Here is a 13,434-nt window from a genome sequence, read left to right as displayed (position 1 = left end):
TTGCCATATCCTTAACAGGCACTCTGTCATCCGTATTACCCGCAGTGACTTTAACAGATACAAGCTCGCCCTTATGATTGATAATGGCGTGCAGCTTAAAGCCATAGAACCAGCCCATGCTGCTTTTGCCTCGGGTTGCCAGTCCTTCAAAGACTTTATGACGGTAGATACGCTTGTTATGACAAACTGCTATCTTGGTTGAATCAATATAGCTGATACCTGTACAGTCGCCCATCATGCTTTGCAAGTAGGCACATAATGGCATGATACTGCGTGGTATCAGCTCTATAAACCGTGAATAACTGGGCAAGTTTGGAAACTCCCGTTTCATCATGCCAAGCATGTGATGGTAGTAAACGCTTATCCCGAATTGGGGTTAGATAACAATCTTGTAACTTTTCATTTACTAAGCTTAATTTTTAAATATTTCATAGGATTATCTAATAGTCCTCATAGAATATTTATAACGAATAAGAAGCTCAGTAAAAATATCTTATGGAGGGCGGGCTGTAGTGACATCGAGGTCAATATCACTGACCCTGTCCTTATTAAACAAGGGCAATACGTCGCGCGTACTGCTGACTGTGTCGCCTGCCATACGACGCTTGACGGTGAAACTTATGCTGGCGGCCTGCCTATGCTGACGCCGCTAGGTGCCATTTATTCAACCAACATTACCCCTGATAAAGAAACCGGTATTGGTAATTATACTTTTACCGACTTTAAAAATGCCGTCAAGCATGGCGTGCGCCGTGATAATAAAGCGCTATATCCTGCCATGCCCTATCCGTCTTATCAGCTCATGCCAGAGGAAGATTTGGCCGCGATGTACGCCTATTTTATGTCTGACGTCAAACCCGTTAAGCAAGCCAACTTAAAAAGTGAGTTGCCGCCAATAGCCAATTGGCGCTGGCCGCTGGCTTATTGGCAAGCACTGTTTGACCCAAAACGTGACTTTGTGCCAGAAACTGATGATGCGCTATTGACCCGTGGCCAGTATCTAATAGAAGGTCCTGGACACTGCGGCTCTTGTCATACTGAGCGCGGTATCGGTTTCCAAGAAATCGCCCTAAGCAATGCCGACTCAGAAGAATATTTGAGCGGTGCGGTCATCGATGGCTGGCGTGCCAAAAGTATTCGCGGTGAACATCGCGGTTTGGCTACGTGGACCGTTGCAGAATTAAATGATTTCTTTAAAACCGGTCGCACGGACAGCACGGCGGCCTTTGGCGCCATGGCCGAAGTGGTCGAGCACAGCACGCAATATATGACAGACTATGATATCAACGCCATGTCATCTTATCTAAAAACCTTAACGCCAGCGCCAAACAAAGAAACAACCTTGCCGGCGAAAAAAGACATGACCACGCAAAAACTGCTTGATGGCAACTATGATTCGCGCGGCTCAATTTTGTACGCCGAGTATTGCCAAGTTTGTCACCGTGCCGATGGTAAAGGCGTGACGCGTATCTTCCCAGCCCTTGATGGCAATAGTGCGGTATATGCGAAAAATGCCGACTCGGTACTCCAAATCACCTTGAGCGGTGGTCGTATGCCAGAAACTCCGCACGACCGCATGGCCTTTACCATGCCTGAATTCACTAACTTAAGTGATGCCGATGTGGCAGAAGTGGTCAACTATGTACGTAATAGCTGGACCAACCAAGCGCCTGAAATTGGTGTCGATGATGTGGTAAAAATGCGCGCTTTCCTCGCCAAAAAACCAAAAACCAGTACCGATATCGCCCCAGACTTAAGTATTGATGCGCAAACAAAAGGAGCAAAATAATGAAAAACTCTCCACACAACCTGCCTGCTATTGTTAGCGTTATCTCTGACAAAATAAAAATGGGCAAACTAACCACCGCTGCCCTGACTGCTTCAGCGCTTAGTATCGTCGCTATCAGTAGTGGCTGCTCACAGCCCGAGCCTGTAGAACAAAACGCGCCTAAATACAGCTTGGTCACCGCGGATGATGCCAACGAAGACATCGGTACTTATGTGCTGCCGCAAGATACGTCTATCTTGGATGAGCCAAACGCTGATGAGATATTTTATGGTAAGCGCTTATTAAACGAAACCAAGCGCTTATTGCCCGAGCACGTCGGCGCGCAAATGAACTGTAATAGCTGTCATATCTCGCAAGGTAAAATCCCCATGCCAATGGGCATTCAAACCAAAGGTCTATGGGGTCATGGCAACGTGCTCAGTGATCAAGATGCCATCGATGTCGCTGAATTTTTTACCCATCAACCGCGTCCTGACTTTGCTGGTAAAGTGAACGATTGGCCTAATGGCAAAAAACCCAAAGACGCGCGTTATTAAGTAAGCCAATACAACATTAATGCTCATTTTATTGATAAACAAACCTCAAACACGTGAATTGCTTTGAGGTTTTTTGTTATCTCTGGTTAATGCGACTAAAAAATTTTGGTCAGCCATTATATAGTAGTGCTTAAGGCAATGACTTTTATTACAGTCATACTTACTTATTGCCATTCGCTTATGAGGTCTATCATGCGTAAAATTCCTATTTATACCCACCCTGCTGCTGGTTGGCCAGCTTTGGTTGCTTCTACTCGTAAGTTAATGGATTATAAGGCTTTTTTGCGTGGCAGCATAAGTATCTTGCATAGCAACCAGCCCAACGGCGGCTTTGACTGTCCGGGCTGTGCATGGCCAGATCATAAGACCCATAAAAGCCTTGATGTCTGTGAAACGGGTATTAAAGTCATTGCTAGTGAAACGATGAGTAGGTGCGCCGATGCCGCATTTTTTGCCAAACATAGCGTCAAAGAATTACAAGGTTGGTCAGGCTACGAGCTTGAGCACAGCGGGCGCTTATCAGAGCCGTTATATTATGATGCAGAGCAAGACCGCTATGTGGCGATTTCTTGGCAGGCAGCGTATGAGCGTATTGCTGATACGTTAAAAAACCTCGATTCGCCAGATGAAGCGTTATTTTACACCTCAGGACGCGTCACTAACGAGCCTGCTTTTATGTATCAATTGTTCGTACGCTGTTTTGGCACCAATAATTTGCCAGATTGCTCAAATATGTGTCACGAGCCAACCTCAGTGATGCTCGGCAAACAGTTAGGCGTCGGTAAAGCCACGGTGGTTTTGGAAGATTTTGAGCAAGCGAAGCTGATTATGCTGTTTGGGCAAAATCCTGCCACCAATCATCCGCGTATGCTTGAGATGCTGGCACACGCTCATAAGCAAGGCTGCAAAATTATCTCTATCAATCCGATGCGTGAGCAAGGTTTAAGCAAGTTTAGAAATCCGCAAAAACCTACCCATATGGCCGCAGGGCAAAGTGATGAAATGGTTGATGAAGTCATTCAAATTCAAATCGGTGGTGATACTGCTTTATTGACGGGCTTGGCCAAATGGCTGACCAAAAACGGCAAAATTGATAATGATTTTATTGAGCAGCACACATCAGGTTATGAGGCGCTCGATACTTGGTTACGCCAGCAGTCTTGGGCAGACGTAGAGCTTGGCTGCGGTATTAGTAAAGCAGACATTATTAAACTTGCCAAACTTGTTGCTGATAGCCCAGCAACGATTTGCACCTGGGGCATGGGTATTACCCAACATGTCCAAGGCGAAGATAACGTCGCCATGATTACCAATTTGCTGCTACTCATGGGTATGATTGGGGTCGATGGCGCAGGCGCTTCACCGGTGCGCGGTCACTCCAATGTGCAGGGCGATCGCACCATGGGTATCCATGAGCGTCCTAAACAGAGCTTACTTGATAGCCTTGAGCGCGTGTTCAAGCGCCCTATGCCGCAAGAAGATGGGCTTGATGTCATCGCTGGGGCAAAAGCATTGATGCAAGGTAAGCTCAAAGCCTTTATCAGTATGGGTGGGAATTATGCCGTTGCCGCGCCCGATAAAAGTGCGATTCAAACAGCCTTAACCACTACCGAACTCAATGTTTCCATCGGCACCAAACTTAATGAAACCATGCTCTATCCGGGTAAAAACAACCTTATCTTACCTTGTATCAGTCGTACCGAACGCTTAGTAACGGCGAAAGGCGAGCAGTTCGCGACGATTGAAGACTCTATGTGCCAAATTGTTCCTACGCGCGGTCGCATTGAGCCGATTAGTGATAATTTAAAATCTGAAGCGCAAATTGTGGCCGATATGGCAACCCACGTGCTTGACGCTGATTCGTCTATTCCATGGCAAACCATGAGCAGCGACTTTGATATCATCCGTAATTATATCGCTCAAGCTATTGAAGGCTTTGAGAATTTTAACGATCGTATTCGTGAAAACGAGCGCGGTTTTCATTTATACCACCCTGCCCGTCATCGCGTTTGGAATACCGATAGCGGCAAAGCGCAGTTTGAAGTCCCACAATATCCGATTACTTATGTCGCAGCACAGATGGCAGAAACCACATCAAGCTATCATAGCCATGCTAAAAATAACAATGCTAAAAGTGACCATAGCAAAAATAATGAACCCGAGATTCATCCAAGCAATAGCGATCACAATCCAACCCAAAGCGCTGAGCAAAAAGTATGGCAGCTAACCAGTGTCCGCAGTCATGATCAATTTAACACCATGATTTTCGGGTTTAAAGACCGCTATCGCCAGACCAACCGCCGCGACGTGTTATTTATGCATCCCGATGAAATCAAGCGTTTAGGTTGGCAAAAAGGCGATAGCGTTACGGTATCGCGTCAAGACAGTCAACATGAACAGCGCACCTTAGGTCCATTAATACTGACTGAGATGGATATCGCTGCCAATGCGGTGGCGACTTATTATCCTGAATGTAACGACCTTATCGACTTAGACACTCACGCGCCAGACTCAAGGACGCCTTCTTATAAATCCGTCACCGTTGTTTTGCAGCGCGTTACTGAAAACACACTAGCCGCCAGCGCTTAACAAAGATGGTTTGATAAAGGTAATGGTTAAAATATAATGGTCAGTAAACATAACGTAGTTGCAGTAGAACCTTGGTTAAATGGCTCAGCGGCCGATTTAGAAACCAATGCTGTTCATGCTGCTGCGCCAATAATGGATATGCAGACCGTGCCTTTATCGCGCCTACATTTAACACAAAAACATGCTTATTTATCTACAGCAAATGTCTCTTCTAAAAATGCAGAAATAGAGGTTGATAACAAATCAGCGCTGCTGGCAGTAGAGGCAGCGGTTGCGATTGTCATTAATGGTATCCACTATGCGATATTAATGGCAAGCCCCTATCAGCTTGAGTACCTTGCCATTGGCTTTTTATATAGCGAAGGATTAATTCATCATAGTCATGAATTATTAGATTGGGAGGTAACGCAACTGACTAATATTGCCAGTTATCGAAGGTTCACCAGTAATTTAACGGATGACTTGCTTGACGAAAAGACGGCATTTGAGCAATTTTCAGCGCAGTTGCAAGACTATGATGTATATGTAGTAGAGCTGGTACTAAATCAGCGCTGTCATCAGCGTATTCAAGCGCAGAAGCGACAGCTAGCAGGACGTACAGGCTGCGGTATGTGCGGTATCACCGGGCTTTCGCAAGCGCTTCCCGATTTAAGTCATTATTTATCATCCGGCTTGCAACAAAAACAGTCAGAATCCTCCGTGCCCAGCCTTAATTATTTACTACACATGCATCAGCAAATTGGCGCCGCCCAGCATACCCATCAACTCACGGGTGCGGTACATGCTGCCGCTACCATGCAAGACAAGGATTTGTATTTATTTGAAGACGTCGGGCGTCATAACGCACTTGATAAACTCATCGGTTGGCAATTGCGCAACAAGACCGAGCTGACATGCGTGGTGATGACCTCGCGATTGTCTATTGAGCTGGTACAAAAATCCATTCGTAGCCACATTCCTTGGCTCGTTGGTATGTCGGCACCGACCAGTACTGCGGTACGCGTCGCTGAACGCTATGGTTTGGGACTGGCGGGGTTTTTACGCGATGACCGCGTTACTTATTATACTAATTATGAGGATGCTTAAACCGACAAACTAGCGGCGACTCTTTTTTTATAACCATTTAACTCTATCACTAAACCGCTAAGCAATAACTATTTTCTACTTATTTTTACTTCAACTTAACTCTCCCTGTAAGTTCCTAAAAGAGCCCTAGCCTTTATCGTTATCCTTTCCTTGATACAAGAAAATTTGTTTAAACTTCATAATTTCTCCTAACCTCTTCTGCTTATTATAACCATTTTAATGACGATCTATTAGTTTATCTTAATGCTGGCTGACTAAAAAGTCTGCGGTAAAATTTGAGATAGCAGACAGAATAGGTTACTCTTACCGCACAAACATGTTACGAGAATTTAACATCGCTGTAGTTTTATTTATCAATGACGAGTAAATACTGGCAACAACTGCCATAAAAATTTACTTATTATCACGACAACGGATGTTCGCTCATAAGCAATAAAAGGATAAAACTCCATCCTAACTATTGCTTAACGCAGCTACTATACATAGCTTATCTAGCACCGCCCAAGCAGTTTAGGCTCAGTGCTTATCCGTATTTTTGCTAGAGACGCTTAACCAATAAGCGTCTTTTAGCGTCTCGTTACTATCGAGTAAGCCTCACTTGACAGCGTAATGGTCAATCCATTAACAGACGCCTATTGAGAGTTGCCGCCGTTATTTCTAAGACAAAGTTTTAGTCTATTTTTTTTGCAAATATTTGTCTAACGGACTGTGCTAAATAAAAAAGCGGCATCACATTTAACGTGAGCGTTTGGCTTGCCTCATTGCGTGCTTGTGCGCTGTATACAAGCAGCGAATAGAACCAATGCGTCCTATTACATTCCTAACAGTTTGTGGCATGACTTTTATTGCAAACCTTTATTCTTCAAACAATTGCGAGGTATGAATTTGAAAACTGAGTCATTGTTCCAATTTTCATCAATCACCATCATTTTACTTTTATTAGGGTTTTATGGCGGCACTTATCTGTTGTCTTTATTGATTAAAAAAGATAAGGAAACCACTTCTGGATTTATGGTTGCCGGTCATGGTGTCGGTTTCGGCATGGGCGCAGCGAGTATGACCGCGACTTGGATTTGGGCAGCATCATTTTATGCGGCTGCAACCTCCGGTTATAAATACGGCGTTTCAGGACCGCTACATTATGGTTTTTGGGGCGCTTTGATGATTTTATTCATCTACCCTTTTGGCATGCGCTTTCGCGAACTTGCTCCTAATGGACACACCTTAGGTGAACTTATCCACGCCCGCCACGGATCATCAAGCCAATTAATTTTAGCCATATCTAACCTTATGGGCAGCTTAATTAGCTTGATGGTCAACTTCACCGCTGCTGGTGCTTTGGTATCAGTATTATCACCGTTATCGTTTCAGACCGGCGTCATTATCGCAGGTGTCGGAGTACTCAGCTATACGTTAACCTCTGGATTTCGAGCGTCAGTATTTACCGATTTTGCTCAATTGGTTGCTTTGATGGCGATTGGAGTCATTATCATCCCTGCGGTGCTATTTGCCATGGGCGGACCTTCGGTCATGGTCAGTGGCTTATCAAACTTAACCTTAGAGCAGCAAAACCTGTTTTCTTCTGAAGCCTTTTTTCAGCAAGGGGCGCCTTATTTTGTCGCGGTATTGGCTTATGCCATCGGGAACCAAACCATTACCCAGCGATTATTTGCCATTGATAAAACCAAAATCAAAGCCACTTTTGTCACTGCAACGGTCGGCTACGCGGGCATCGTCATTGGTCTTGGTATGATTGGTTTGATGGCTTTGACGATTGGTATTGAACCGCTCGATGGCAATATGAATAACTTAATTCCGCAAATGGTTAGTACTTATTTGCATCCGGTATTTATTGCCTTGTTCTTTATTTTGGTCATTGGCTCATTATCCTCAACCGCTGACTCAGATTTATCGGCGCTATCAACGATTATGATGGCGGACGTTTATGGCAAAAATATCGCTAAAGGGCGTGTAAAACCAAAAACCATGATGCTGGTTGGACGCTCAACCATGATTATTGCCACCGCTGCTGGATTGATTTTCGCTAGCTTTAAGCTTGATATATTAGTCATGCTGGTCTTCGTTGGTGCATTATGGGGCACCATTGTATTCCCTGTGATTGCCAGTGTGTTCTGGAATCGCGTGACCAATGTGGCCTTTACCTCAGCCGTCATCGTCGGGTTGTTATTATTTTGCGTCGCACGCTTTGATCTGATTCCCATTGAAGGCTTCACCGCACTATTCTTTGAGATTTTGGCCAGTGTTGGCGCTGCTGTCGTGATTGGACTCATGGTCTTTGGCTTTTTAGGACGCAAAATCGGTATGGTCGCCGCCGCTATTACGCTAGTACTGATGCTCATTTTTGCCACCGGCTTTTTACGCCAATATATGGTCTTGTTGGCCTCCTTGACCGCTTACGGTGCCAGTACCATCGTCTGCGTGATTGTCAGCCTTATGGGTGACGAGCATTTTGATTTTGACCTCATTAAACAGCGGGTGGGCAACTACGATAAACAGCCGCAAGCAAAAACGTTACCAAAAACTTAAGCAAAATCTTATTAGGCATTGATGGTTAACCAATGCTTGGTTAGCCATTCTTACTGAAGTCTAGTAAGCAAAAAATTTGTATAAACACTATAAGGAGACATCATGGACAACGTCTTTATCTATGGATTTTATATCCTCGTCTGGCCGGCGATTACCCTTGGGGTGCTGACATTAATCTGTACCGCAACTTATCGCGATTTCAAAAAAGCAAAACGTAATAATCAAGATATTGTCTAGCAAGCGTTAAACTAAAATAGTTATATTTAACAAGTCATCACTGAATTTAGGTTTGGCGATGACTTCATTTGCACCAATTTTGCTATCCTTTTACCTTATTAAGGCTCAAATAATGCCTCATTTATGGTTAAATAGCGGCAACTTAGCAAATAAGCGCTGTTTCGTTAAAAAATGACTTGTAATTTAAATTATTTTTGCTAATATAGGCATCCTTGATTGGCTGGGTGGCAGAGTGGTCATGCAGCGGACTGCAACTCCGTTAACGCCGGTTCGATTCCGACCTCAGCCTCCAATTATTTAGCTATAAATATATAAGTATGACGTTAATTTTAGCTTGCTTTATTAATGGAAATGCTTATAATAGCGACCACTATCTAATAAGTAGAAAGCTTACTTTTAGATAAGACAAGTTTTGCCCGGGTGGTGAAATTGGTAGACACAAGGGATTTAAAATCCCTCGCTAGTAATAGCGTGCCGGTTCAAGTCCGGCTCCGGGTACCATTACATAGTCCTATACTATCTTATAGAACAGCTAAAGCCCCTGATATCAGGGGATTTGTTGTATCTGACGTCTTATACTGTCCTGCTCTATCTATCCCAATCCATGCATCTGATGTACACTACTATGTACACTGGTTTTTAAATGTACATTGGGGTGTCAGTCATGGAAGCACGCAAGCCTATTAGCTCTGATCGTAGTATTAGCAGTCATAAAGCTAATGTCAAAGAATATCTAGTCTCTGTCAAAAACTATCCCATGCTGTATCTCATGGTCAGACCTAACGGTACTAAGTCTTGGGTTTATCGCTACCTGTCTCCTACTCATTCAAAAAATAAACGTATATCGCTTGGTGTGTATCCAAACGTCTCGTTCGCTCGTGCCTGTGAGATCTGGCGTAACTATGAAGATCTGCTGAGCAAAGGCGTTGACCCTAAAACATACCGCGAAGATGAAAAGAAAAGTGTTATTAGTAAAACTAAAAACTCTTTTAATCACTTTGCTTGGGAATACTTTGACAGTCTAAATAAGACTCAGAAGAGCAATACCCTTATTCGTAAGAAAGGTTGGTTAGAGCTAATATGCTCCTACATTGGCAATGAGCCAATCAGCGAGATTAGTTCTCCTAGAATGCTTGAGGTTTTTTTGGACATCCAAGCTAAGACTTTGAATAAAGATGGCAAGCCTACGGATAAGGCTGAACGCTGTGCAGGTATCGCTCGCTTCGCCAACGGTATGTGGATAGCCCTCTGCTGCTAGCAATTCGATAATGGCTTGTTCAAGTCTGTCTTCGGTGAATTTCAATTATACGTCCCTTTTATTTATTTGATGCGTTAAATTGCAGCCCATCTATTTAACCAACTCAAACTGCTGCTTGGACGAGAGATACGCATAAGTATTGATATCCTTAGTACGTGGCGCTATCTCTTTATCAGTACGATAGTTGACTGAAGTTTTGTTTATGGTCACCGTCAGCGGATAAAAACCGCCAGTCATAGGCTTATGGCGTTCATGACTGACATCCCCCTCGCCCTTATGATAGATAGATTTGCTTGCTATCTCATTATGATAATCAACCTCTATCTCAGCCACTGGTTTTATCTTACCGTCTACAGAAGCATACATCAGCCATAGACAGCCACTTTGTCCGCCTTTGCCGCCGCAGTGCTTACCTGTCCAAGCGTATTTGTCATCGCCCACTTGAGACAGATAAAAATCATAGAGCTGGCTTCTCCCAGAACCGCCTGTAAAGATAAAGGGATCGCTGGCAGACATGACCCAAGAGCTGCCCATTTTATACAGCTCAAATAGACCACCGATACCGGGGTAAGCGTTACCTGATTTGCCATCATAGACGTAGCCTGAGGCTAGCAGATACAGCCGAGTTTCACCGTTTACGTCTTCAACTTGATATTTGATAGGAGCGATACAATAGCTGTCCTTAGATACATACTCCTTGCCATCATAATTAGAAGTTTCTTTACGATGATAAAGGGTACAGCCACGCAGTTTGTCATAGTCTGAGCCGTAACTGACCGCCATGACGTTATTGATGGCTTTCGCAATATCTGCTGGAATTGGCTCTTGTGGCAAAGTAGGAATTTGTGCGTTTGCGGATGTTGTAAGCATTACCGTAGATGTAGCCGTGAGTAATAGGCTTATGATAAGAGAGAGACTGGTTAAACGTTTAGTTGTCATAGTTTTAGGTCTTAATATTGAGATGAAGCATTCATCACATTATGTGAGTTAAGATAATGAGAAAAAATTACTGCTCGGCATTAACTTCATCTAAATACGTTTTAAACTGTTCTGTACCAGTAACTATTCTTTGCACCTTAACAGGATCTGCACCAACAAGTTGTTGCGCTATTTGACGGATGACAAGCGCATTTTTATAGTCATCAAGCTGAATACAAATTATCATCATCTCGGTAAGAGCAGCGATAACTTGATCCAAAACATCAAAGTCGTTACTTCTATGGTAGCGATTAACGATTCTATTAAACACAGCCAATCTATCATTAATATCCTGACTATTTACTTTAACAATATCAGCTTTTATTAATAGCATATTAGCAGTTAGATACTCTGTAATATCGTCGGTGTAAGTAATGTACTCATCCACAATTGAGTCTATAAGTACACCAGCTTTGTCATACTCTTCTAAACTGAAAAGTGCTTTTACTTTATTCCAGTTCGCCTCTCTGAGATAGCCAACTCTATATTGATTTTCTATATCGTCAATAAAAGCATCATCAGTAAATACACTTATTATTCTGTCAGAATTTAAGACAGCATCATGGTGCTTTTCAAGCATAAGCAAACTTGGTGTTTTTGCTATCAAACCAATTTTGGCGTGAATACGTTTTTGTTGATCTTCGCTGTCAGAATATAGTTCATACAGCTCATCAGCCAATTTTACGACAGCCTCGTGTTTACCACGTTTACTGAGTTTTAATATTTTTTTTAACATTCTTGTGGATTTGGAAGACTCAAACATACTTGATCCTTTTTATAGGTCATCATTATTTATTTTAATGGTAGAACAAAGTATATTATACTAAACTTTTGTCAATATTTTCAGTTGTGTAAGATAACATTTAAGCACGCTACAATATATCATCGGGAATGCGTAATTCACCTGACATTAACTTGGGTAGAAGGGTGTCGCGAAGTTTTGATAGAGTCTCTATTTGCTCGTGATTAGAGTGGACTTTTTTGAAAATTGGTGACATCTCATTAACAAAATGACTCAATATTTTATTATTAGGCGTAACTACAGGTAAAGCCCTCAAAACTTTAAGCGTTAGATATTTTTGAGTTGTTCCAGCGAGCCTAGAATCTAAAAACTGTGTCATATAGTTCGAGTTCAAATACAAATAAAAGAAAACAGCATAACTTTTATTATTGCTTGTCTTAAACAAACCAACATTCTTAATTGCAAAATCAATTTCATCTTGCAATACAAGCATAGAAGCCCCTACGGTACCAATCATTGTTATCAAAATATCATAACTTTCAACTAGACTTCTTTTATTGACTTCATCAAAGTCATCTTGTGAGATAAGGTATGCATTGGGATAATCTATAACGCCACTTGTAATATGTCTTGATGTAATTAAATATTTACCTTCATCAGATTTTTTTGGTGAATCATGAGTACCATCTCTAACGTCAAATAAATCACCACTATTTTTAACCTCCCACCCCTTCGGAATCCAGCCCATTTCTTCTGTAAACTCAAACTCACTAGGGAATAAGTGCTGAATATGTGAATTGTCTTTTTTCTCAATCGCTTTACGCTGTGAGCTATGCTGAAGAAACCGTACAACTAAACTTGGTAAACTAAGCGTATTAATCGGAGTTTATCATGACCAAGAAAATCAGAACCTATAGTGCAGAATTCAAAGCTGAAGCCGTTAAGAAGATAGCAGACAATAATGGCAACATCTCAGCGACCGCAAAGCAGCTTGGCATCGCCATGCAGACCTTATCTAATTGGCACAGTAAAGCCAATCAAGGCAAACTTATCGGCACAGAACAATATGATCCTGAGCTTATGGCAGCTATTCAGGAAATAAAGCAGCTCAAGCGGCAACTTAAAGTGGCCGAAGAGGAACGAGAGATATTAAATGAGGAGGGATAAAGCGAAGCGCTGCTTCGCCCCGACGCAAGATGAGAGCTATGCTCGAATGAGGCCACGGCGTACTTCGCGAGAAACAGTTAGTCAGGTACGCCTTTATCAAAGATAACCAGCACTTCTTTAGCATCACCACTATGTGCCGCGTACTACAGGTTAAGCCCTCAAGCTACTATGACTGGCTAGGTCGTGATATCAGTGACCAACAAATATATCGCAACCAGTCTGAGCTGCTAGCCAAAGCCGCACACAGTGAAACTAAAGAGCGTTATGGTATAGATCGTCTGCATGCCTATCTAAGCGATCAAGGGGATGATATTAGTCTATACATGGTCAGACGTATTAAAGAAGAGTTTGGCATTAAATGTCGTCGTCACAAACGCTTTAAAATCACCACTGACTCTAATCATAACAAACTGGTCTATGATAACGTGCTTGATCAGCAGTTTGACGCTAAGCGCCCTAACGAGTCGTGGGTCGGTAACCCTCCCAAACTTAAGACACCTAATAA

Annotated in this window: 10 protein-coding genes, 2 tRNA genes and 2 pseudogenes; 10 read left to right on the top strand and 4 right to left on the bottom strand. The window is 42.8% G+C overall.

Annotation, left to right across the window (positions count from 1 at the left end):
* Positions 1–328 (bottom strand): annotated as a pseudogene (locus tag IQ457_RS04770) (IS982 family transposase); the annotation flags it as partial.
* A gap of 18 nt (positions 329–346) precedes the next feature.
* Between IQ457_RS04770 and IQ457_RS04765 the strand changes: the two are divergent.
* From IQ457_RS04765 to IQ457_RS04730, 9 genes are all read left to right on the top strand, one after another.
* A complete protein-coding gene (locus IQ457_RS04765; protein ID WP_200662292.1) occupies positions 347–1,789 on the top strand; it encodes a cytochrome c in 1,443 nt (480 codons plus the stop codon).
* Positions 1,789–2,325, top strand: coding sequence for a hypothetical protein (locus tag IQ457_RS04760; RefSeq protein WP_242465358.1), 537 nt, complete (start codon positions 1,789–1,791; stop codon positions 2,323–2,325). The genes IQ457_RS04765 and IQ457_RS04760 overlap by 1 nt, the downstream gene beginning before the upstream one ends.
* A 192-nt stretch (positions 2,326–2,517) precedes the next feature.
* Positions 2,518–4,914 (top strand): FdhF/YdeP family oxidoreductase, encoded by a 2,397-nt coding sequence (locus IQ457_RS04755; RefSeq protein ID WP_200662291.1) that lies wholly within the window; start codon positions 2,518–2,520, stop codon positions 4,912–4,914.
* Between the two features lie 36 nt (positions 4,915–4,950).
* Positions 4,951–6,000, top strand: coding sequence for a formate dehydrogenase accessory sulfurtransferase FdhD (gene fdhD, locus IQ457_RS04750; RefSeq protein WP_242465357.1), 1,050 nt, complete (start codon positions 4,951–4,953; stop codon positions 5,998–6,000).
* Positions 6,001–6,900: 900 nt separating this feature from the next.
* Positions 6,901–8,547 carry a sodium:solute symporter family protein gene (locus IQ457_RS04745; protein ID WP_200662293.1) on the top strand — a complete coding sequence of 549 codons (1,647 nt, stop codon included), beginning with the start codon at positions 6,901–6,903 and terminating at the stop codon, positions 8,545–8,547.
* Between the two features lie 102 nt (positions 8,548–8,649).
* Positions 8,650–8,784 carry a putative transporter small subunit gene (locus IQ457_RS13555; protein WP_223808464.1) on the top strand — a complete coding sequence of 45 codons (135 nt, stop codon included), beginning with the start codon at positions 8,650–8,652 and terminating at the stop codon, positions 8,782–8,784.
* Positions 8,785–9,002: 218 nt separating this feature from the next.
* Positions 9,003–9,076 (top strand) — tRNA-Cys (locus IQ457_RS04740).
* A 122-nt stretch (positions 9,077–9,198) separates the two neighbouring features.
* Positions 9,199–9,285 (top strand) — tRNA-Leu (locus IQ457_RS04735).
* Positions 9,286–9,448: 163 nt separating this feature from the next.
* Positions 9,449–10,042 (top strand): tyrosine-type recombinase/integrase, encoded by a 594-nt coding sequence (locus tag IQ457_RS04730; protein ID WP_200662290.1) that lies wholly within the window; start codon positions 9,449–9,451, stop codon positions 10,040–10,042.
* Between the two features lie 90 nt (positions 10,043–10,132).
* Here the strand turns inward: IQ457_RS04730 and IQ457_RS04725 are convergent, their stop codons facing one another.
* The 3 genes from IQ457_RS04725 to IQ457_RS04715 all read right to left on the bottom strand — a co-directional run bounded on the left by IQ457_RS04725 (position 10,133) and on the right by IQ457_RS04715 (position 12,510).
* Positions 10,133–10,981: a hypothetical protein gene (locus tag IQ457_RS04725; protein ID WP_200662289.1), complete on the bottom strand. Its 849-nt coding sequence runs from the start codon at positions 10,979–10,981 to the stop codon at positions 10,133–10,135.
* A gap of 67 nt (positions 10,982–11,048) precedes the next feature.
* Positions 11,049–11,783: a hypothetical protein gene (locus IQ457_RS04720; RefSeq protein ID WP_200662288.1), complete on the bottom strand. Its 735-nt coding sequence runs from the start codon at positions 11,781–11,783 to the stop codon at positions 11,049–11,051.
* A 109-nt stretch (positions 11,784–11,892) separates the two neighbouring features.
* Positions 11,893–12,510 carry a restriction endonuclease subunit S gene (locus IQ457_RS04715; RefSeq protein WP_200662287.1) on the bottom strand — a complete coding sequence of 206 codons (618 nt, stop codon included), beginning with the start codon at positions 12,508–12,510 and terminating at the stop codon, positions 11,893–11,895.
* A gap of 143 nt (positions 12,511–12,653) precedes the next feature.
* Between IQ457_RS04715 and IQ457_RS04710 the strand changes: the two are divergent.
* A pseudogene (locus IQ457_RS04710) lies at positions 12,654–13,434 on the top strand (transposase); the annotation flags it as partial.

Origin of the sequence: Psychrobacter sp. M9-54-1 (genome assembly GCF_016613355.1) — a bacterium.
GTDB classification, from domain to species: Bacteria; Pseudomonadota; Gammaproteobacteria; order Pseudomonadales; family Moraxellaceae; genus Psychrobacter; species Psychrobacter faecalis.
Note: the sequence above shows the minus strand (reverse complement) of the source record. Positions and strands in the feature narration are given on the sequence as shown.